Here is a 21818-nt window from a genome sequence, read left to right as displayed (position 1 = left end):
ATTAAAAATTGCGGGATCCTCATGTTGGGTCTCGCAATTTTCAATTCTTGTGAGGAGAAGGGGGGATTCGGAATTGCAACTGATGATGTTGCTCCCGTTGAATTTGTATCGACCGAACTGGATATTAACTCATCTATGGTGAAGTTAGATTCTATCATAACTTCCAGACAAGGAAGGCTTTTGGTGGGTAATGTTAATCATCCTGATTTCGGAGCACTTGAAACGGTGGGCTATACAGCATTGTCAGCGAGAACTGCGGTTCAACCTGAAATACCTTCTGCCGCCCAGCTTGATTCTGTTAAATTTAATTTCAGAATAGGGTATGCCTATGATACGACTTCCAGCAACAGAGATATGGGACTGGAGATTTATGATATAGGTGAAGAATTCCCTGATACCACTTACATCAGTTCCAATACCCGACAGATAGGCAACAGGCTACTGGCCAGTGGTGATTTTGTAATTGAAGACTTTGACTCTACTTACACCATGCATGCAGACATGACATGGGGCAATGAGTTCTTTGAAGGAGTAAGGTCTAAAAACTCCAATTTCACTGATCAAAATAACTTCAGAACCTTTTTTCCGGGCCTGACGGTGAAGTCTAAGGCAGATCAGGGCAATGTTTTTTCAATTGTGCCGGGAGAAACTTTCGAAGTGATTTTCTACTATCAGCAGCCTAATTCTGATAATACAGATGTGGTGAATCTCAGCTTTAAAATGGATACTCAGTCAATGGTGTATTTCTACGAGCTGAAATCTGATTTGTCAACCACTCAGTTTGCTGAAATTCAGGATGTGAACACACCTTACGAAAACACGCCTAAATTGGCCATGCTCACTTCACTGGGATTAGTACCAAGAATTGACTTATCTGAGCTGTCGACATTTAGTGATGCAAACGAGGGCATTATTGTCAACGAGGCTATTCTTGAGATAGGCCCCATCGATGATATGCCTGATGGTACAATACCTCCGAATTTCATCCTATTGTATTTAACAGATGAAAGGAATACACTGATTCCTAATGGTACTTCATTTAGGGCAGTGCAATTTGACGGTGCCAACCAATTGGGAGGAGGAAATGCTGTACAGTTCTTCTTTAATCCTGATGACAGAGTGTATAGTGGTTCTATTACCTCTTATGTTCAGTCATATTACAATGATGGTTTCAGAAGGGACCAAATGTTTATTTACCCCTCTGAAATGAACTTTAGTTTGAAAGGTTTGACCATTCCGAAGGACCAAGTGAGCCTTAAGATTTTCTACTCAGAATTGAGGTAGACCTTTTATTTCTTAGTACTTTTCCAGAAATATAAATCACATGTGCGGTATTGTAGGATACATCGGTAAGAGACAGGCCTATTCAGTGATTATTAAGGGGCTTCAAAGACTTGAATACAGAGGATATGATAGTGCTGGAGTTGCTTTATTGAATGGCGACCTGAATGTATATAAAAAACAAGGTAAGGTGTCGACCTTACATGACTTTGCAAAAGATCAGAAATTAGAAGCTAACGTAGGTATTGGTCATACCAGATGGGCTACACACGGAGCTCCGAGTGACACCAATGCTCACCCTCATGTTTCGAATAGTGGAAAACTAGTAATGATACACAACGGTATCATTGAAAACTATGCCGCTATCAAGACTGAGTTGATTAAAAAGGGATATACCTTCCAGAGTGAAACTGACTCTGAGGTTTTCATCAACTTTATTGAAGATATTTATCAGAATACAAAGGTAGACCTGGCCGAAGCTGTGAGACTTGCTCTCACTAAGGTGGTTGGTGCCTACGCTATTGTTATTCTTTCAGTTGACAATCCAGACTTGGTCATTGCAGCAAGAAAGGGTAGTCCACTAGTAGTTGGACTAGGAAAAGATGAGTTTTTCCTCGCTTCAGATGCTACTCCAATCATCGAATACACCAATGAGGTGGTTTATCTGGATGATCAGGAGATCGCTATCATCGAGAATAATAACCTGACTATTAAGAATATTGAAGATGTTGAAATGAAGCCTTATGTTCATAAGGTGGATATGGAACTGGAAGCAATTGAAAAAGGTGGTTACGATCACTTTATGCTGAAGGAAATCTTCGAACAACCTAAATCTATTGGAGACTGTCTCCGCGGAAGATTGAATGCTTCTGAAGGACATTTGCACCTGGGAGGTATCCATGATTATGTAAACAAAATCAAGAATGCAGACCGCATCCTGATCATTGCCTGTGGTACTTCATGGCATGCCGGTCTGGTCGCTGAATATATCTTTGAAGAGTTCTGTAGAATTCCTGTTGAAGTAGAATACGCTTCGGAATTCAGATACAGAAATCCAGTAGTAGGAGAAAAAGATGTAGTAATAGCCATTTCTCAATCTGGAGAAACGGCTGATACGCTCGCAGCGATTGAACTGGCTAAGAGTAAAGGCGCTACCATTCTGGGAGTGTGTAACGTAGTAGGTAGCTCTATTCCAAGAGCAACTCATGCCGGAAGTTATACTCATGCAGGACCGGAAATTGGCGTAGCCAGTACCAAAGCATTTACAGCTCAGATTTCTGTGCTTACGATGATGGCACTGATGATTGCCAACAAGAAGGGTACACTTAAGGAAAGCGTTTATAGAAACCTTTTACACGAGCTTGAAGCTGTACCGGAAAAGGTAGCGAAATGCCTCGATCTGAATGCACAGATTGAAATTATCGCTGAGAAATACAAAAATGCTACAAACTGTCTTTACCTCGGTAGAGGCTATAACTTCCCTGTTGCATTAGAAGGTGCCTTGAAGCTGAAGGAAATCTCTTACATCCACGCAGAAGGTTATCCTGCAGCAGAAATGAAGCATGGTCCAATCGCATTGATCGATGAGAATATGCCGGTTGTCTTTATTGCCACAAAGGATAGTTCTTATGAGAAGATCGTATCGAACATTCAGGAAGTAAAGGCCAGAAAGGGACAGGTAATAGCAGTAGTAACCGAAGGTGATACTGACATTGCCGGAATGGCAGACCACATCATTGAGGTGCCTGCGGCTCATGAGGCCCTTATGCCATTGATCTCAGTAATTCCATTACAGCTGCTTAGCTACCACATTGCAGTGATGAGAGGTTGTAATGTAGACCAGCCAAGAAATCTGGCTAAGTCAGTCACAGTAGAATAATCAGTTCAACAAAAGATATTCACGTTTGAGGAGCGGGCAGATTTTGTACCGCTCTTCTTTTGTGTCTTCATAGATCGCTTCCAAAGTTTCATAGACATGATTCAGGCCTATTCGGTCGGCCCATTCAAATGGGCCAAAGGGATAGTTGGTGCCCAGTTTCATTCCCTTATCTATATCCTCTTTTGAAGCAGTACCTTCCTGAACAGTGTAGAAAGCCTCATTAATGATCATGAAAATAACTCGTGGAGTTACCATACCCACGCGATCCTTTACAATTTCATAGTCAGTGCCTAATTGCTCACAAAGCTGTTTAAGACCTTCATCATCATTCAGGCTGGAGACCTCTAGTATTTCCCGGTTGATAAAGGTAGGCAGACCATTGAAGCCATATAGCTTACAGTCGATCTCATTTTGATAGAAAGCCAATTCAGCCAGGCTGATTTTGGGCGCATTGATAAAGACACTCAGGCCCTCTTGCTGAGTATAAACCTCCAGATCTTCGGGCTGATCAGCAATATTAAAGTCAAAAACCAGATCAACACCGTCAAAGTCCTCAATCATGTCTGCACTGGAGATGTGCTGAAGTTCATGAGAAGCTCCGAGTTTTTCTTTCAACTCATTGAATTCACTTTGACTGCCTACCGCTAGAATGTTCATAAATGACTAATTTGTGACAAAAGTATAGAATCTGTAAAACTTAACTAATATGTCTAAAAAGATCATTGTCAGCGACCAAGCTCCAGCACCTATCGGACCTTACAGCCAGGCTGTAAAAGCAGGTAATACATTGTTTGTTTCCGGCCAGATTCCTTTCGATCAGGTAACCGGTGAAATGATTAATGAGAATATCACTGAAGAGACTCATCAGGTCATGAAAAATATTGAAGCCATCCTCTCTGAGGCAGGAATGGGTTTTGCCAATGTGGTGAAGTGTAGCATCTTTATTAAAGACATGAACCAATTCGCCACAATCAATGAAGCCTATGGTCAGTATTTCAAGACTGATCCCCCGGCAAGAGAAACGGTAGAGGTAGCGAGACTACCAAAGGATGTTAATGTAGAGATTTCCTGTATCGCTGTCGATCTTTAGTCTGCTGAACAATTCTTGTTCTGAGACTTTATATATTTGCGGCCTAATTAAAAAAAGACCATGAGTGTTAGAGTACGTTTTGCTCCCAGTCCAACGGGAGCTTTACATATTGGAGGAGTTCGAACGGCTTTGTATAACTACCTTTTTGCCAGAAAGCATCAGGGTACTTTTATTCTGAGAATCGAAGATACAGACCAGACCAGGTTTGTACCGGGTGCAGAAGCATACATAGAGGAATCTCTGAAATGGGCTGGTATTACGCCTGATGAAGGAGTGAACTACGGAGGAGACTTCGGTCCATACAGACAATCAGAGAGAAAGGAAACCTACCAAAAATACGCTCAGCAACTGGTCGATGAAGGCAAGGCATACTATGCTTTTGACACCCCTGAAGAGTTAGACGCTATGCGGGAGCGACTCAAGGAAGCTCGTGTGGCAAACCCTCAGTACAATGCGGTAACGAGGATGCAGATGTCTAACTCACTGACATTATCTGCTGAAGAAACTCAAGCCAAGATGGATGCGGGAGAGCCCTATGTTATTCGTATTAAGCTACCGAGGAATGAGGATGTCAGATTCAAGGATATTGTAAGAGGTTGGGTAGTTGTGAATACGGCAACACTGGACGACAAAATTTTAATGAAGTCCGATGGCATGCCTACATATCATATGGCAAACATTGTAGACGACCATCAAATGGAAATCACCCATGTGATTCGTGGTGAGGAATGGTTGCCTTCAGCTCCACTCCATATGAAGCTGTATGAGTACCTTGGATGGGATGCCCCTGAATTTGCCCATCTTCCATTGTTACTTAAACCAGATGGTAATGGAAAGCTGTCTAAGAGAGCTGCTGATCAATTAGGGTTTCCGATATTCCCATTGAACTGGAATGATCCGGAAACTGGCGAACTCTCTGTTGGGTTTAAAGAAACCGGCTATTTGCCAGATGCCTTTATCAACTTCCTCGCCTTGTTAGGATGGAACCCAGGAGGAGAGAAGGAACTATTCACCATGGATGATCTGATTGAAGCTTTCAGCCTGGAGAAGATCAATAAGGCAGGTGCCAAATTCGATATTGAGAAGGCCAAATGGTTCAATCAGCAATACTTGAAATTCATGAGTGATGATGAACTGACTGATCAGTTCCTATCGCTTATCGATGTAGATATTGATAGAGAAAGAGCTAAAGCCATTGCGCTTTCGTTAAAAGAAAGGGTAACCTTTATACAGGAGATGCCTGAGGCAGGAAGGTTCTATTTTGAAAGACCTACTGAATATGATGAGAAGGTAGTGAGGAAGAAGTGGAACGAAGAAGCTGCCAATAAACTGGTGGAGTTCTCAGAAGAACTTAAAAAGGCTGATGCTTATGATAAAGACTCAGCAAAAGCCCTTCTGATTGAAGTGCTCGAAAGAGACGGAATGCCACTAGGTAAAGTAATGCCTGCATTGAGACTGGCTCTGACCGGACAGGCAGGCGGTCCTGACCTGATGGAGATTGTAGAGATTCTCGGGGCAGATGAGGTAGCGGCCAGAATTGGAAAGGCTGCCGAAGAATTGAATTAAAGTAAAAGATTATGGCAAAGAAGAAACCTGAAGAAAAGCCGAAAGTAGCCAAGGAACTCGATGGGCTTGAATTGAACATCGACTCATTTGGTGAAATACAAAAGAGTTTGCCCATCGATAAAATCAATGAATTTCTGAACAAGAAAGTCGATGACAAAAAACTGAGAGACCGCGATGATCTTGATGAAATCAGAGGGGCCTCTGATGAAGAGGAATAAACTTATTCCTCTTCTATAGCCCTGACATAAAGCTGGTTGTTGTTCACTCCATGAACGACAATCAGCTGATCTTTCACCTGAATGGTTAATGCCTCTTTTACATCTCCTAATGCTTTGTAGTCTGACTGATCGTTGATCTCAAACTCACCTTTCTGAGCATTAAAAGTCATTTCAAATCCCCGGCTCGCATCGTACTGACCAACAGTTACCTCAGTCGAATAATCATTACCACTTAGATAGTACTTTTCTCCCTGTCTGATGATCTTCTGAAGCGGAGCAATCTGAGTTACCTTAGGTAAAGCTACAGCCTTAAAGCCATTCCCGGTATTCATGTAAGCAGTATGCATGAAGGTACGTGCATGCTTCTCATAAGCATCACTGCGCAGCTCTTCCGGTAAAATCTCTTCGAAGTTGGCCTGAGCGAAAGCCTCATGTTTCAGAAAACGTTTTTTGAAAGCTACAACCTGAGCTTCAAGCGTACTCTTTGAGTGGAGGATATGTTTTTCTCCATCAATGTAGCAACTCATGATCGCATCAATCATTCCATTGCCATCGTAGTCCTTGGCATAGATGGAAAGTGGTTCATTTTCGGAAACTTCATACTTGGTATTCAACCCAAGGTTGCCACCTATGATATCTGGTTTTCCATCATTATTAATATCTGTGACCAGTAGTGATTTCCACCAACCAGTTGTATTACCTAATCCTAATGTTTCGGTTTGATTGATGAACTGCCCGTTTTGCTGCAGTAGAACCGTAATTGGCATAAACTCTCCGGTCATTACCAAATCCAGTTGACCATCACCATTAATGTCGGCCCAATCAGCACCTCTGATCATACCAATTTCCTGAAGGTCTTGAGACACTCTGGTTGTTACATTCTTAAACTCACCTCCTTCATTTTCCAGAATGTATGAAGTACCCGGTAATGGATATTGTCTCGGTTTTAGACCGCCACCGATAAACAGGTCCATATCACCATCCTGATCATAGTCGGCTGCTGTGACTACCGAGGTACTGGTTTTCATTTCAGGGATAGATTGACCCAATGTGAAACTTCCACGACCATTGTTGATGAATAATCTGTCCTGATAGGCATCATTACCTTCTTCAAACTCATTGCTACCCGATGCTATGTAAAGGTCCAGGTCGCCATCTCCGTCAGCATCGAAGAAGAGGGCGTCTGTATCTTCTTCTACCTTGCCTGACTGAAGTACCTGTCTCCTGAATTTACCATTGGAAGCCTGAATGAACAGATGATTGTCCTTACCGCTGGAACCTCCAACGAAGAAATCTTCTAATCCATCACCATTGATATCGCCTTTGCTCATGGCAGGACCTTGTTGAGAAAGCCTGTGTGGTAGTAAAGGTTCATAGTAAAAGTCTACATAGTCGTTTTCTTCCACCAGATAATCCAGTCCATATTGAGCGGCCTGGTTTTCACTATCGAGCCTGATTTGGCCAGACTCATTGTTTTCTGAAGCATTTGAAATATTGAAGGTAACGGTGGAGTTAGCCTTTGCGTTCTTAACCTCGTAAAGCCCATTGGGCCAGGTCACTTCTATTTGAACATCAGTTGAGTCAGATCCTAATCCGAAATGTGCAATAGGGCTCATGCTCGACAAGTATCCACGAGTCTTCGATTGATAGAAAGCCTGCTGAGCACCATTTTGTCTGATCACAATCTTGCTGCCTATACCTTCAGGATTCATAGTACTACCTTCCAGTTTTACCTTAACATAGGCCGGGTTGGCAGGCTTGTCATTCAGGGTGTTTTGGTAGATGTGGGCTACATCATCAATGTTAGAAATAGCCAGATCCAGATCACCATCATTATCCAGGTCTGCATATATCATCCCATTAGACCAGGTCGGTATTTTCAGTCCCCAGTCATCGGTCTTGTCACTAAAAGTGAGATCGCCATTGTAGGCATAGGCATAGTTGGCCAGTTTAATGTCATTGGTCTTTTTGACGATAGCCAGGGCGACTTCATCAGGATCATTGCCTTTTTCCTTGGCTATTTCCAGCTGCTCACGCACATAATTTCTAAAGTCGAAATCAGTTACATTTCTTCTGAAGCCATTGGTGATAATCAGGTCTTTCGATCCGTTGCCATCATAATCCGCAAAAACAGGTGCCCAGCTCCAATCAGTTTCATGAATACCAGCAAACTGACCTATTTCTGCAAAACCAGTCTCAGCACGGTTGAGCTGAAGAGAATTACGCATAAACTGTGGCGTGTAACCTTCTTTGATCGATAGGTTGAAGAAGTCAAAGGCCATAGGACCGAGAATCTTTTTCTGTCTGTAGTTGTCTTCAGGCATCATGTCCACCTGTACAATATCAGGTAATAGGTCATTATTAAAATCCTGCACATCTACCCCCATTCCAAACTGGCTGGTATGCTTCACATAGTCTTTAGCCTTATCAGTAAAAGTGCCATCCTGATTGTTGATATAAACAATGTCATCGAAGAGGAAGTCATTACTAACATAGATATCTGGATACATGTCATTGTTGAAGTCATTAATGGCCAATCCGAGGCCATAACCTTCAACCAGTATGCCGGCTTCTATGGTTACGTCAGTGAAAGTACCATTGCCGTCATTCCTGAAGAGTTTATCATTAGAGAGGGAAGTACCGTCAATGATTTTCTTATTCACCATTTTGAGGTCAGTTCCTTCATTGTTACCATAGGTAAGCAGGTACATATCGAGGTCACCATCCAGGTCATAATCGAAGAAAGCACTGTGGGTAGAATAGCCATCATCAGCCAGACCATATTGCTCGGCCTCTTCAGTGAAAGTCATATCTCCCTGATTGATAAAGAGAAGGTTCTTGCGCTTAGTCTTATCAGGACCGGAAACGGTAATGTAGATATCCTGAAACCCGTCTGCATTGATATCCACCACTGAGGCTCCGTTACACCAGACGGTAGTTGCAATACCCGCTGTTTCGGTTACATCTTCAAACTGCATATTGCCTTTGTTGATGTATAGTTTGCTGGAAACCATGTTGCCGGTGAAGACCAGGTCTTCCAGACCATCGTTGTTGAAATCTCCAACCGCTACACCGCCACCGTTATAGATGGGAGCAAAACTGATCAGGTTGATTTCCCGGGTTTCCTGCATGACATTGTTAAAGTCAATGCCTGTTTCTTTAGGAGAGAGCAATTCAAAAAGTGTGTCCTTCTTCTTTTCTGGGCCACCACATGCGCTAACCAGTAGTATGGCAGCGATTAAGCTTAAAAAATGTTTGTTTCTATTCATGGTGATGCGTTGAATTTCCGGAATGCTGAAGCATGACTGGCTTCAGCATAACCTGTTCTACACTATTGTTTTCTTGCTGTATGGTGATGTGCTGATTGATTGACTGAGGGCCATAGTCTTCCCATTCAGAGTTGCCTGCCCACATAATGCTAAGTTGGCTGATGCTTTCAGCACCATTCAGTCCAACTTCAACATTGTAGCTGTTACCACCGAAGCTGGCACCGGAAGACACCGTTCTATAAATCTCCTGACCTTTGTTGGTGACAATGCGCACTTTGGAGCCAATGGCTTTTTTATTCTCTTCTCCGATCAACTTTAGGTTAAGCCATGCCGAAGAGGTAGTTGGGTTAACCAGCAACTGATTCTGATAGCTGTCTCCTTCATGAGCTCCGCCCATGGTGATGTAAATATCCTCATCACCATCGGCATCAATGTCTCCCCAGCTAATGCCGTGCCCTTTCTGAATATTCGAAAAACCTCCGGCATAGCTTACTTCAATGAAGTTTTTGCCCTCTATGTTTTTGAACATTCTGTTGGGAATAATGCTCTCCAGATTGGGATCCCCCGTTCCAAAGTACATGTCGAGATAGCCATCGTTATCCAGATCACCAAAATTGAAGCCCATGCCATAGATTGAGTGATTCATTCCTGTAGATTCGGTTATATCGCTAAAGGTGCCGTCTCCATTGTTTCTATACAGCCTCGGTAATGCAGCATTGGCCTGATTGCCCATAGACTCAAAAGCAATCTCATGGGAAAGTGGATTGTTGGAAGTGGTATAAGCACCTACATAAAGATCTTCCCATCCGTCATTATCGAAATCCAGTGTTCCTGTTGAAAAGCTCACGAATGGTTCCTGTACACCAGCCTGCACAGAAACATCTTCAAACTGAAGGCTTCCATTATTCTTCAGCAATATGTTATTGGCCCCCATAATAGAAATATAAATGTCTTGCCATCCATCATTGTTGAAGTCGAAAGAAGTAACACCTTTAATTAGGCCTTTGAAATTCAGGCCTAATTCGGCAGCAACATCTTTAAATGTGCCGTCACCCTGGTTGATGTAAAACTCGGCTTCATGGACACGGCCCCTTCCTGCCCTTGTTCGGGCATTGGCAGCAGTTGATTCATTGCCGATGAAAACATCGAGCCATCCGTCATTATTAAAGTCTTTCCAGGTAGCGGTTTGCGTTGGGTGAAAGCTCAGCAGTCCGGCTTCTTCGGTGACATCGGTGAATGTACTATCGCCATTGTTTCTTAATAAGGAGTTAGGGTGTTGGCCCCATCTGCCGAACCAGCCGCCACGAAGCACAAAGATGTCTGTGAGCCCGTCATTATTATAATCTGTTGGTACGCAATTCAGCCCACCTACCAGGCCCTTCAAAGCAGCCTCTTCAGTCTTATCCGTGAATGTGCCATCACCATTGTTGACAAAGAAATGCATCTGGTCAGAGTCTTTGATCCCGGAAGAAGTGGCTACAATATCGGGATAACCATCGTTGTTAAAGTCTTCCAAAATGGAACCACCGGCTATGCCCATAACATCCAGACCCAGCTCCGGAGCCATGTCTTTAAACTTGTTGATGTTGGCTTCGGTATTGGAAAAGGAATTGGCAGGAATCAGGTATTCCTTCGGAACATATTCGGGATAAAGCCCAAGGGTTTGGTAGCAAATGTTTAGCAGCCAGACCAACTCCAGGTCATCGGGATAGTCTTTTAAAAGGGGCTCAATAATCTCAATGGCGCGAGTCGAACCATCAGTCAGTTGGTGAACTCCATCGTCACTGATCGGTAATATGCAAGAACTGGAACTGTGATTAAGCTGACAGTTTTGTTGTTCTCCCAGGCGGATATATGAGAGGGCCAGCAGCCTCTGATAGAAGTAGTTCCACTGATCACTCAAAGTCTGACCGTTTTTATTCAGGTCTTCCATAAAGGTGTCGATGAGGTCAATACTCTCTTCCGTGAGTCCGGCATTGAGTGTTTCACGGAAATACCAGTAACTATGAGAAATGTAATCTTCCGAAAATTTAGGATAGTTCTGTCGAATAGAATCCAGAGCGCGAGCCCTTTCAGCATTGAAATAGTAGGTAATATCAGTTGGGCTGACTGCAAAATGCCGCTCTTTGAGCAGGTCTGCCATTTGCTGGTTTTCGGCAAAGGGATCAGACTGCTTTTTGCCACAAGCTGATAGTAGTAGTAAAAGGGCGATTGTCAAAATGCCAAGCCGAACCTCCATGTGTCAAATATAAGAATATGAATAGCAAAAGCCGACTGTAAAACTAATGGTCGGTGCCGTCTTGATTCATTTCCAGAACTACCTTCCAGATTGTACCCAATAGCATCAGAGCAAAGCCAATAATGAAACTACCGGTACGCTGGTCTACAGTAAGGAAATGAACAAACCGACTGAGTATGCCGGTAATGACCATTGCCAAACCAAAAAATGCTGCCCATGCCGATATCTTCTGTTTCAATCCGATTATTTTTTCAATCCTAAAGATGGGAATAATGCCGGAACTTTGCTCCGGTATTGTTCATAAGCCTCACCATAAAGGGCGATCAGTTTTTTTTCTTCCCAGCGAATACCAAAAGGCAGGTATATCAGTAGGGCAATCAAGATGACCAGGCTGGTTAATTGAGGGTTGAAAAAGACATAACCTATCACTACAAGCAAAGTGCCTGTGTATAGGGGGTGACGAATTTTTGCCTGTATACCGTCTGTCTTCAGTCCTTCCTTCAGATTCTTTTTGAATCCCATAAAGGCTCTGAAACTGTAGTTCCTGAATGCTCTTTTCATAATAAACAGACCAATGGCTGCCAGCATAAGTCCTGTATATTGAGTGAAAGGCGTTGGAGGAAAGAGTAGCATACTATAGATCATGGCACCAAGCAGCAGTAGCCCAAAGAATAAGATGGTACTCAGCAGGCTGTAGAGGATTCTATAAATGCTGTCCCCCAATGGGATAGCCTGTTTGACTCTGGTGCTGGCCAGAGCGCTATGGATGCCATAAAATAACAGCCAGGCAAGAAATAGTATCAGGTGATCTACCCACATGCCGCAATGATAATGATAATTTGTCTTTAGGTTTCTGCTGTCTTCGAAGAAGTTAAACGGATGACGTCTAGCTGTCAGGAATTTAACCTTCGATAATTGCGCTCTACGCTGTCATCTTAGCGTCCTAAATTTTAACTTTCAGCTTCATGAACAGAATAGACCGCCTTACCGCCATGCTTATTCAGCTGCAAACCAAAAAGCTGATTACCGCACAGGAAATAGCAGATCGTTTTGAAATAAGTCTGCGTACGGTGTATCGTGACATGCGCGCTTTGGAAGAGGCCGGGGTTCCCATTGGAGCAGAGGCAGGTAAAGGCTATTTTATCATGGACGGTTATTATCTTCCCCCGGTCATGTTCAGCGAGGAAGAAGCTAATGCGTTAGTCTTAGGAGCTAAATTGATAGAAGGTCAAACAGACGCCTCCATTAAAAAGCACTTTTCAGAGGCCATGATGAAGATTAAGTCTGTACTTAAAACGGCTCAGAAGGAGGGCCTGGAAAAGCTGGAAGATACCATACAGGTGAGTCAGCCTGTTATTCCTTCAGACGAGAACTTCCCCAATAATTTTATCGCTACCATACAAAAGGCACTGATAGAAAAGCGGGTATTGCAGTTTAAATATTTCTCTAATTATCGGGGAGATATGACAGAAAGAGCGGTTGAACCCATGGGGCTTATCTACTATGGCAATAGCTGGCATTTACTGGCCTGGTGTCGCATGAGGAAAGATCATCGCGACTTTCGCGTAGACAGACTGGTTAAGCTGGAAATGCTGGAAGAACGATTTGAGCCAAAAGGAGTGTTGGAAGATTTTGTCAATCGGTTGACGCATGGTTCCGGATTAGAAGATGTGGTAGTACAGATTCGAAGAGATGCTTCCAGGTTTATTATTAACCAAAAGTACTATCAGGGTTTTGTCAGTGAGACAGATCTTGGTGAATACATTGAGATGAAGTTTCTGGTACCCTCACTTAATTACTTTTCACGTTGGCTGGTTTGTTTGGGAGATGCCGTTAAAATTGTTTCGCCAGCCAAACTCAATGAATTGATGATTGAAAGGGTGGAAGAACTAAAGCAGAATTACATCTAACTTTTTTGAGTCTCCAAATCCTACTGACATAGGGTTGTCACTAGCCCGCGCTTACTTGCTCAAAATTTCAAGTTATGAGCAAAAATTCAATCAAAGAAATCGTCATTTACAGGTCACAGGAAGGTCAATCGGAGACTTTCGTTGAGCAAGGCTTACCGCAATTGCAAGGCATGGCATCCCAATTTGATGGTATTAAAAGCCATCTCACTTTTCAGTCAACCAAAGAGCCGGAGCTTTTTCTTGATATTGTAGAATGGGAATCACTGGAGCAGGCTGAACGGGCTGCTCAGATGATGGAGGAGCAGATGAAAAAAGCTGACCCAACGGCACAAATTGCCGGCTTCGGTAAAACAGATTTTTTCAATCACTTTAAACTCATTTCCTGATGCTGACTATGGAAAAGCTAGATCTGAAAAAGGCCTATCCAGAATACTATACGGCAGGTCAAAAGCCCAAAGTTGTCAATCTCGAACCCTATTATTACATCATGTCTCAAGGTCAGAGTGCTCCCGAAGCACCTGACTTTGAACATGCTATCGGGCATCTCTATGCACTGGCTTATAAGCTGAAGTTCAGCAGTAAGGCGGGGGATATGGATTTTGTTGTGCCTAAACTGGAAGGTTTCTGGTGGGTGGAAGGTGATAAACCTTTCGAACAGACATCCAGAACCGAATGGCACTGGAAATTGATGATGCGTATGCCTGATTTTATAGGGAAGTCCGACTTCGATGAAGCAATTGCTGCCCTGGTAGCGGATGAGAAACTTCCTGCAGATCACAAACTTGTTTTCGAAGAGCTGCATGAAGGCCTCTGTTTACAGGTCATGCATTTAGGTTCTTATGAGGAGGAAGGTCCTTCAATAGAGAAAATCCTGCGTTTTGCTGCACAAGAAGGGTTTGAGATAACAGGTAAACACCATGAAATCTATCTGTCAGACCCTACAAAGACAGAAGTGAGTAAATTAAAAACCATCATCAGATATTCTATTCAATGAGAAAACTCATCACTTACATTGCCATTAGCCTGGACGGTAAGATAGCCGACCGGGATGGCGGTGTGGAGTGGCTGGAAAGCCTTCCACACCCTAAGGACGAAGATTACGGATATGCGACATTTATCCAGTCCATTGATACTACCATTATGGGTAATACCACATATCAGCAGGTATTGGGCTTCGATGTGCCATTTCCATATCAGGAGCAGACCAATTATGTACTCACCCGAAATACTGATTTGAAGGATGATGAAAATGTCCTCTTCATTTCGAAAGATCATGCAGCGCGCATTGAAGAATTGAAGAAAGAGGAGGGAAAGGATATCTGGTTAATTGGCGGAGGTCAGATCAACACACTTTGTCTGCAGGCAGGTCTGATTGATGAAATGATTGTACATGTAATGCCCTACGTAATGGGAGCAGGTATTCCGCTTTTTTCAAATGAACAGCTGATGCAACAAATCCGACTAACAGACTCTAAGGTCTACAGTTCAGGAGTTATGGAGCTGAGGTATGAAGTTTTCTGAGCTTAAGGTCATAGCGAGAGATAGGCCTGATTCATACAGGTTTGTCTTTCGAGCAATGGCCTTTGCCATCATATAGGCAGCCCATTCTCATTTTTGATTGTCCGCTTTATGGTCTAATTTAAAGGGGAATCATAATTATGGACAATTCTGAAAAACTCATCAGTCAATTTCCCCGGCTGAAGAAAGAAGCAATACAAATTCTGATAGACAATACCTGGGACAACAGATACACAGTGCCCAGCGGTAATTTATACCCATATCAATGGAATTGGGATAGTGGTTTTGTTGCCATGGGGTTTGCCCGTTTCGACTTACAAAGGGCTTTTAAAGAACTGGAAACCCTGTTCGAAGGGCAATGGGAAAATGGTATGTTGCCTCATATAATCTTTCATTCCAAGAAGAGAGAAGGCTATTTTCCCGGGCCTAACTATTGGCAGTCCAGTAAGGTGCCAAGGGCAACCCGAAAGGTAGAAACATCGGGAATTACCCAGCCTCCGGTTCATGCCTTTATTATCGAGAGAATATATCAGATGTATCCTGATAGCCAGGAGGTGAAAGACTTTATTAAGTCCTTCTACCCTAAGCTCATGAAGTTACATCGGTACTATTATCAGCATCGCGATCCGGAGAATGAAGGCCTCATTTATATCTATCACCCCTGGGCCTCTGGAAGAGACAATTCACCTTTATGGGACGATTTGGTCAAGACCATTCCCATCAACAAGGAAGATCTGCCACCATACGAACGCTACGATAATAAAAAGGCAGACCCGTCAGAGCGCCCTTCTGACCGGGATTATGACATTTATGTCTATCTCATGGAACTGGGTAAAAAGCATGAATACAAGGGAAGAGAAATTGCCAAGGAATCTCCCTTTGTGGTTCAGGACACCCTGTACAATGCGGTATTGATTAAGTCAAACGATGCGCTGGTCAATCTGGGTAAAGAATTCGGTTTTGATACGGCAGAAATTGAGGAACTGAATGAACTGAGCAAAAAATCATTCGATGAAAAGCTGTGGATGGATGAATTGGGGATGTATGCACCCTATGATCTCAGGAATCAAAAGCACATTAAGATGAAAGAAGTCGGTTCTTTTGTTTCTCTGTTTGCAGGAATCCCAAGTCAGAAAAGAGCAGATCAGATCATCGACTATATGGATATCCTCAGCGACAGGAAAGAGGGCTTCAGGATTATGCCAAGTTTCGATCCTGACCATTGGATATTTGACCCCAAGAAATATTGGAAAGGACCAGTTTGGCCACAGATGAACTGGCTGCTTTATCAGGGTTGCCGTAAATATGGACATCATGGAACGGCTAATATCCTTAAATGGGATTTTTTGGAATTAGTTAATAATTTAGGTTTCTACGAATATTTCGATCCGCGCAAGGCTGTCGCAGATACACTGGAGAAAGGGTATGGTGGCGATAGGTTCTCATGGACAGCCGCTGTGGTTTTAGACCTAATGGCTGACTAATGAACATTCTTGACTATGCGATTGTCCTTCTGTATATAGGAGGCTTTCTTTATCTCGGTTATCGATTTAAAAATCAGGCAGACAAAAACGACTACTACCTTGGAGGCAGAAGCTTTGGCTGGTTTCCATTAGCCATGAGTACCGCTGCTACCCAGCTTTCGGCTGTAAGCTTTATTTCAGCCCCTGCATTTGTTGGACTGAAAGAGGGAGGAGGCATGATCTGGCTAACCTACGAGTTTGCTGTGCCTTTGGCCATGATTTTTCTGATGGTGGTATTAGTACCCTCCTTTTATAAATCAGGGATAGTTAGTGTTTATGAATTTCTGGAAAGAAGATTCGGGCCCAGCACACGCGTATTATTAAGCATTGTGTTTCAAATCAGTCGCGCTTTCGGAACAGGAGTGATGATTTATACCGTGGCCATTATTCTGGAAAGCGTAATGGAAATTCCTATGTGGCAGAGTATCGTGTTAATTGGTATCGTCACAATGATCTACTCTTACCAGGGGGGAATGAAGGCAGTAGTGTATGGTGATATGATTCAGATGATTATTCTATTTATAGGAATCATCATCTGCTTTGGCTTTGGACTGAAAGAGTTGGGTGGCTGGAGTACCTTCATGGAAAAGGTAGACCCTGAAAGAATTACGGCCGTTGACTTCTCTTCGTTAGGTTTTTCCGGAGATCAATTCGGCTTCTGGCCAATGTTAATTGGAGGGTTCTTTCTTTATGTGTCCTATTATGGCACAGATCAGAGCCAGGTGCAACGGCTGCTTTCTGCGAGCAGCATGAAAACCATGCGACAGACCTTACTTTGTAATGGGTTGATGCGCTTCCCCATCACCTTTGCCTATTGCATCATGGGTTTGGTTTTGGGAACACTCGCTTTGTCGCAAACCGATTTCATCAGTCAAATACCTGCTGATCAACCGGACAGGATGATTCCTATCTTCATTCGCGACTTTCTACCAAATGGCGTGGTGGGTTTGCTGATTGTAGCCATATTTTCTGCAGCCATGTCGAGCCTTAGTTCTGCCATTAACTCCTTGTCGGCTGCTTCAGTCGAAGATCTTTTTGCCCGAGGTAAGGAAGTTGGAGAGAAAGCGTATATGCGTCTATCCCACATGACCGCTTTGTTTTGGGGGGTAGTTTGTGTGATCATTGCCTTCTTCGTGGGAGATATCGCTGATACGGTAATTGAGGCCATTAATAAAGTGGGTTCGGTTTCCTTCGGCCCAATCCTGGCCACATTTGTGGCGGCCATTTTGGTGAAAAGGGTGAATACAAGAGGAGCGAATGTTGGTTTGTTGGCAGGGGTTGGTGTGAATGTTTACCTATGGTTATTTGTGCCCGAAATCTTCTGGTTTTGGTGGAATGCCATCGGAGCAGTAGTCACCTTTGCTGTGGCCTGGTTGGTGAGCGTCTTACAGCCTGTTAAGTCAGCTCAACCGGATGTAGCCATGGAGCCCGTCAATTTTAATCAAAAGCCGGTGTATTATCTGCTGGCCTTTTTTGTTGTGATCGTTTTGGTATCTGTCTTATTGCCAGGGTTATTCTGATGAATATTCTTATCTCTCCCGACAAGTTTAAAAATTCACTTACTGCATATCAGGTCTGTGATGCCATTGAAAGAGGGCTTTCCAGGGTGATGCCCGATGCCAAAGTTACCAAGTTACCACTGGCCGATGGTGGCGAGGGGACACTGGATATACTCGAAAAGGAGCTCGGAGCTGATAGAATAGAAGTGGAGGTTTCCGATCCCCTGTTCAGGCCGGTCAAGGCGGCTTACCTCTTGAAAGGAGATAAGGCCTATATTGAGATGGCCAGCGCATCGGGCTTACCATTGCTTAAGAACTTTGAGCGCTCTGCTTCAAACACTTCAACCTATGGTACCGGTGAACTGATCGCTCATGCTGTCGAGCATGGAGCGAAGACAATCGATGTAATGATCGGTGGGAGTGCCACCAACGATGGTGGCTGCGGAATGGCCGAGGCACTTGGTGTCAGATTCTATGCCACCAATGGTAATGAGCTGAAAGCGATTCGGGGAAGAGACCTGGCCAAAATCGAAAGGATAGATCAGTCCGCTCTCAAAAAATATAAAGACATCCGGTTTACCATTCTGTCCGATGTGCAAAACTCCTTGACCGGGCCCAATGGAGCCTCTCATGTCTTTGCAAAGCAAAAGGGAGCAACACCTCAGGAAATAGAGATGCTTGACCAGGGGCTTAGCCATCTGGCGAGTATTGTCAATAATGGGAAAGAAGAACATCCGGGAACAGGTGCTGCCGGTGGATTGGGGTATGGATTGATTAGTTTTTTGAATGCCAGACTTTGCTCCGGAATTGAGCAGGTATTTCATATACTGGATTATGATAAAGTATTAAAAGATGTTGACCTGATTATAACAGGAGAAGGTAAACTGGACGGTCAAACCCTGGGAGGAAAAGTAATATCTGGTGTAGTGGGTAAGGCAAAAACTTATAATATACCAATTGGTATAATATGTGGAATAACGGAAAACCTCGCTATTGTCAGGGAGCATTTGGCCGTAGATCAGATCTTGCAGGTGAGAGAAAAAGCTTCAGGTATTCAGGACTCCATGCAGAATGCAGCTCAATATGTTGAAGAATTGGCGGCAGAGATGTTGCAAAGCTTTATCAAGTAGTTGGTTCATGCCTTCAGAATCCTAATTTTGCATCATGGCAAAACTCACCATAGGTATTATCAAAGAAGGCAAAGTGCCTATCGACAGAAGAGTCCCTCTGACTCCCGAGCAAGTGAAATCAATCCTTGATCTGAATCCATCAGTAGACATCAGGTGTCAGCGCAGCGATATCCGTTGTTTTAAGGATGAAGAGTATGAGCAGGCAGGAGCTACTTTGGTCGATGACGTGAGTGATTGTGAAATCATTCTTGGAGTGAAAGAAGTGCCCATGAATATGCTTGCTGATGGTAAGACACACTTTTTCTTTTCACATACCATTAAGAAGCAAGAGTATAACAGGAAACTACTCCAAACCATTATTAGTAAAAAAATCCGGCTCATCGATTGGGAATGCCTGACCAATAAGAATGGCAAACGTCTCATTGCCTTTGGCCGATATGCGGGGATAGTGGGTGCGTACAATGGTATTTTAACCTATGGCGAACGCTATAATCTATTTCACCTGAGACCGGCCCATACCTGTTTCGACCTGGATGATCTGAAGACAGAGTTTCCCAAAGTAGATTTACCAAAAATTAAGATTTTGCTGACGGGAGGAGGCCGGGTTTCCAAAGGGGCTATGGAAGTACTGGATGGAATGAAGATCAGGAAAGTGAGTGCCGCTGAATTCCTCAATGAGCATTTCAATGAACCTGTATATACTCAGCTGAATACCCGTGACTATAACCAGAAGAAAGATGGTGGTCTGTTCGATCGCGATGAATTCTATGCTGACCCTTCGCTTTATGAGTCTGGCTTTCTGCCTTATGCCAAGAAGGCAGACTTACTCATTGCGGGAGCATACTGGGACCCAAGAGCTCCTGTGCTCTTCACCAGAGAAGATATTTCACGGAATGACTTCAAAATTCATGTGGTAGCAGATATTACCTGCGATATTGAAGGTTCAATCCCTTCTACCAAGCAGCCGAGTACTATTGAAAATCCTGTATATGATTATAACCCGAGTAATGATCGGGTCGAAGAAGCCTATACGGATGAGGGGAACATCACGGTGATGGCGGTAGACAACCTGCCATGTGAATTACCTCGTAACGCTTCCGAAGACTTCGGTAAAGAATTTATGACACATATTTTACCTAACCTCTTGGGTGAAGATAAGGACGCGATCATAGAAAGAGCCACCATAACCGAAGGTGGAAAGCTTACCAATAAATTCAGCTACCTTCAGGATTATGTCAATGGACATTAATCGATACATAGAACATACTATACTCAAGCCCACTTTGCTGGCTGCAGATGTAGATCAAATCGTTTCTGAGGCTAAAGAACATCAGTTTTTGGGCGTTTGCGTTCCTCCATTTTGGGTGAAAAGAGCCGCTCGGGAATTAGAAGGATCTGATATTCAACTGGTGACCGTAATTGGTTTTCCTTTGGGATACAATCAAACCGAAGTCAAAGAATTCGAGATCAAACGCGCTATTGAGCAAGGTGCCAATGAATTGGATATTGTCATGAACATATCTGCCTTTAAAGAGGGAATGCCCTGGGTAAAGGTAGAACTGGCCAAATGTGCTCATCAGATTCATGAAGCAGGCTGTATGATGAAGGTGATCATCGAGACGGCCTACCTAAGCGATGAGGAAATTGTAAGAGCTACTAAAATCTGTTCTGAAGCCGGAGCCGACTTTGTTAAAACATCGACAGGGTTTGCCGGGGCCGGGGCCAAAGTGGAGCACGTCAGGTTAATGAGGTCTGCCGCACCATCTAATGTAGGAATAAAGGCTTCGGGAGGTATTAAATCTTTGGCAGATGCTCAGGCCATGATTGAAGCCGGTGCTGATCGACTTGGAACTTCTTCAGGATTAATTATCATGGAAGAATATGCCAAAAGCCACTAAGATTACGGTCAAAGGAAAAGTTCAGGGAGTTTACTACCGGGCCTCAACCAGAGAAAAGGCTACGGAGCTCAAAGTCAATGGTTGGTGTAAGAACCTTCCCAATGGTGATGTGCAAATTCATGCCGAAGGAGATTCTGATTCCATTGAAGAACTGATCCAGTGGTGCCATCAAGGTCCAACCTATGCAGTAGTTACAGAAGTTTTAACGGAAGAGGTTAACTCAGAAGGCTTTGAGACCTTCAGTATTCAATGGGGTTAAGCACTCTTGCTTTTGAAGGTTTGGATGCCCTTGTGCTTGTATACCTTCAGTTCAAAATGATCGAAGATGGCCACTTTCATTCGGTTTTGTGCCAGCTCGATTCTATTCTCCATGGTATGGAATACGGTAAGCTCTAAAGCTGCCAGAATAAAGTTCTTCTTCTGGCATAGTGCCCTGACATAGCCTTGAAAAGTTTCCTTCCAGTCGATAAGGTATTTTTCATAGTGACTGCTCCCGTCAAAGAGTAGTTCCAACTGATTATCTCCAATCTGATACCTGTAAATTCCCGCGAGAATATCATATAGATCGTCAAAGAAGGATAGGTGAACGGGGCGAAAGTTTTCTACCTGCTCGCTTACTTCATCAGGCAGGCGCAGTGGATTGAAGCAGTCAAAATAGGCTGCTTTTACCAGGTCAACTAGCTGTGCTTGTAGTTCCAGTCTGAGATCTGACTGGGCCTGTTTGAGTATATAATTCTTATCGAGTAAAAATAAGCGGTTGTCCACCGTCAGGAAATTTTGACAAAAATAACTAAAAAA

General features: G+C 43.5%; 21 protein-coding genes. 15 read left to right on the top strand and 6 right to left on the bottom strand.

The window, feature by feature from the left end; genetic code table 11:
• Positions 1-21: 21 nt before the first annotated feature.
• Together ACOOEY_RS08345 and glmS are read left to right on the top strand one after the other, a co-directional pair.
• Positions 22-1284: a DUF4270 family protein gene (locus ACOOEY_RS08345; protein WP_420388211.1), complete on the top strand. Its 1263-nt coding sequence runs from the start codon at positions 22-24 to the stop codon at positions 1282-1284.
• Between the two features lie 40 nt (positions 1285-1324).
• On the top strand, positions 1325-3160 hold the full coding sequence (gene glmS / locus ACOOEY_RS08340) for a glutamine--fructose-6-phosphate transaminase (isomerizing) (protein WP_420388210.1): 1836 nt from the start codon (positions 1325-1327) through the stop codon (positions 3158-3160).
• Here glmS and ACOOEY_RS08335 read toward each other — a convergent pair whose 3' ends face one another.
• On the bottom strand, positions 3161-3817 hold the full coding sequence (locus tag ACOOEY_RS08335; protein WP_420388209.1) for a 3-hydroxyacyl-CoA dehydrogenase family protein: 657 nt from the start codon (positions 3815-3817) through the stop codon (positions 3161-3163). It lies immediately after the preceding gene.
• A gap of 49 nt (positions 3818-3866) precedes the next feature.
• On the opposite strand from ACOOEY_RS08335, the gene ACOOEY_RS08330 reads away from it, so the two are divergent.
• Genes ACOOEY_RS08330 through ACOOEY_RS08320 form a run of 3 tightly spaced genes read left to right on the top strand, consistent with a single transcriptional unit; the run spans position 3867 to position 6034 of the window.
• Entirely contained in the window at positions 3867-4250 is a 384-nt protein-coding gene (locus ACOOEY_RS08330; protein WP_420388208.1) for a RidA family protein, read from the top strand.
• Between the two features lie 60 nt (positions 4251-4310).
• Entirely contained in the window at positions 4311-5816 is a 1506-nt protein-coding gene (gene gltX, locus ACOOEY_RS08325) for a glutamate--tRNA ligase (RefSeq protein ID WP_420388207.1), read from the top strand.
• Positions 5817-5827: 11 nt separating this feature from the next.
• Complete coding sequence (locus tag ACOOEY_RS08320) at positions 5828-6034, top strand: hypothetical protein (protein WP_420388206.1); 207 nt, start codon at positions 5828-5830, stop codon at positions 6032-6034.
• A 2-nt stretch (positions 6035-6036) separates the two neighbouring features.
• On the opposite strand, the gene ACOOEY_RS08315 is transcribed toward ACOOEY_RS08320, so the two are convergent.
• Genes ACOOEY_RS08315 through ACOOEY_RS08300 form a run of 4 tightly spaced genes read right to left on the bottom strand, consistent with a single transcriptional unit; the run spans position 6037 to position 12361 of the window.
• The gene (locus tag ACOOEY_RS08315) at positions 6037-9303 is read right to left on the bottom strand and encodes a VCBS repeat-containing protein (protein WP_420388205.1); all 3267 of its coding nucleotides are present in this window, start codon (positions 9301-9303) and stop codon (positions 6037-6039) included.
• On the bottom strand, positions 9296-11542 hold the full coding sequence (locus ACOOEY_RS08310) for an FG-GAP repeat domain-containing protein (protein WP_420388204.1): 2247 nt from the start codon (positions 11540-11542) through the stop codon (positions 9296-9298). The genes ACOOEY_RS08315 and ACOOEY_RS08310 overlap by 8 nt, the downstream gene beginning before the upstream one ends.
• Positions 11543-11585: 43 nt before the next feature.
• Positions 11586-11780: a hypothetical protein gene (locus tag ACOOEY_RS08305; protein WP_420388203.1), complete on the bottom strand. Its 195-nt coding sequence runs from the start codon at positions 11778-11780 to the stop codon at positions 11586-11588.
• 5 nt (positions 11781-11785) lie between these two features.
• A complete protein-coding gene (locus ACOOEY_RS08300) occupies positions 11786-12361 on the bottom strand; it encodes a methyltransferase family protein (protein ID WP_420388202.1) in 576 nt (191 codons plus the stop codon).
• Positions 12362-12507: 146 nt separating this feature from the next.
• On the opposite strand from ACOOEY_RS08300, the gene ACOOEY_RS08295 reads away from it, so the two are divergent.
• From ACOOEY_RS08295 to ACOOEY_RS08250, 10 genes are all read left to right on the top strand, one after another.
• Positions 12508-13452: a helix-turn-helix transcriptional regulator gene (locus ACOOEY_RS08295; RefSeq protein ID WP_420388201.1), complete on the top strand. Its 945-nt coding sequence runs from the start codon at positions 12508-12510 to the stop codon at positions 13450-13452.
• Between the two features lie 74 nt (positions 13453-13526).
• Positions 13527-13838: an antibiotic biosynthesis monooxygenase family protein gene (locus ACOOEY_RS08290; RefSeq protein WP_420388200.1), complete on the top strand. Its 312-nt coding sequence runs from the start codon at positions 13527-13529 to the stop codon at positions 13836-13838.
• A gap of 8 nt (positions 13839-13846) precedes the next feature.
• On the top strand, positions 13847-14446 hold the full coding sequence (locus ACOOEY_RS08285; RefSeq protein ID WP_420388199.1) for a GyrI-like domain-containing protein: 600 nt from the start codon (positions 13847-13849) through the stop codon (positions 14444-14446).
• Positions 14443-14973 (top strand): dihydrofolate reductase family protein, encoded by a 531-nt coding sequence (locus ACOOEY_RS08280; RefSeq protein ID WP_420388198.1) that lies wholly within the window; start codon positions 14443-14445, stop codon positions 14971-14973. The genes ACOOEY_RS08285 and ACOOEY_RS08280 overlap by 4 nt, the downstream gene beginning before the upstream one ends.
• A gap of 137 nt (positions 14974-15110) precedes the next feature.
• The gene (locus ACOOEY_RS08275) at positions 15111-16454 is read left to right on the top strand and encodes an amylo-alpha-1,6-glucosidase (RefSeq protein ID WP_420388197.1); all 1344 of its coding nucleotides are present in this window, start codon (positions 15111-15113) and stop codon (positions 16452-16454) included.
• A complete protein-coding gene (locus tag ACOOEY_RS08270) occupies positions 16454-18013 on the top strand; it encodes a sodium:solute symporter (protein WP_420388196.1) in 1560 nt (519 codons plus the stop codon). The genes ACOOEY_RS08275 and ACOOEY_RS08270 overlap by 1 nt, the downstream gene beginning before the upstream one ends.
• Positions 18013-19122: a glycerate kinase gene (locus tag ACOOEY_RS08265; protein ID WP_420388195.1), complete on the top strand. Its 1110-nt coding sequence runs from the start codon at positions 18013-18015 to the stop codon at positions 19120-19122. Before ACOOEY_RS08270 ends, ACOOEY_RS08265 begins: the two co-directional genes overlap by 1 nt.
• A gap of 34 nt (positions 19123-19156) precedes the next feature.
• Complete coding sequence (locus tag ACOOEY_RS08260) at positions 19157-20371, top strand: NAD(P)-dependent oxidoreductase (protein ID WP_420388194.1); 1215 nt, start codon at positions 19157-19159, stop codon at positions 20369-20371.
• A complete protein-coding gene (gene deoC / locus ACOOEY_RS08255; RefSeq protein ID WP_420388193.1) occupies positions 20361-21020 on the top strand; it encodes a deoxyribose-phosphate aldolase in 660 nt (219 codons plus the stop codon). Before ACOOEY_RS08260 ends, deoC begins: the two co-directional genes overlap by 11 nt.
• The gene (locus tag ACOOEY_RS08250; protein ID WP_420388192.1) at positions 21004-21279 is read left to right on the top strand and encodes an acylphosphatase; all 276 of its coding nucleotides are present in this window, start codon (positions 21004-21006) and stop codon (positions 21277-21279) included. Before deoC ends, ACOOEY_RS08250 begins: the two co-directional genes overlap by 17 nt.
• Here ACOOEY_RS08250 and ACOOEY_RS08245 read toward each other — a convergent pair.
• A complete protein-coding gene (locus ACOOEY_RS08245) occupies positions 21276-21785 on the bottom strand; it encodes a hypothetical protein (protein ID WP_420388191.1) in 510 nt (169 codons plus the stop codon). The genes ACOOEY_RS08250 and ACOOEY_RS08245 overlap by 4 nt on opposite strands.
• Between the last annotated feature and the right edge of the window lie 33 nt (positions 21786-21818).

Origin of the sequence: Roseivirga sp. (assembly GCF_965216855.1) — a bacterium.
Lineage (GTDB): Bacteria > Bacteroidota > Bacteroidia > Cytophagales > Cyclobacteriaceae > Roseivirga.
The sequence above is the reverse complement of the archived record's forward strand: the minus strand, read 5'-3'. Positions and strand labels throughout refer to the sequence as shown.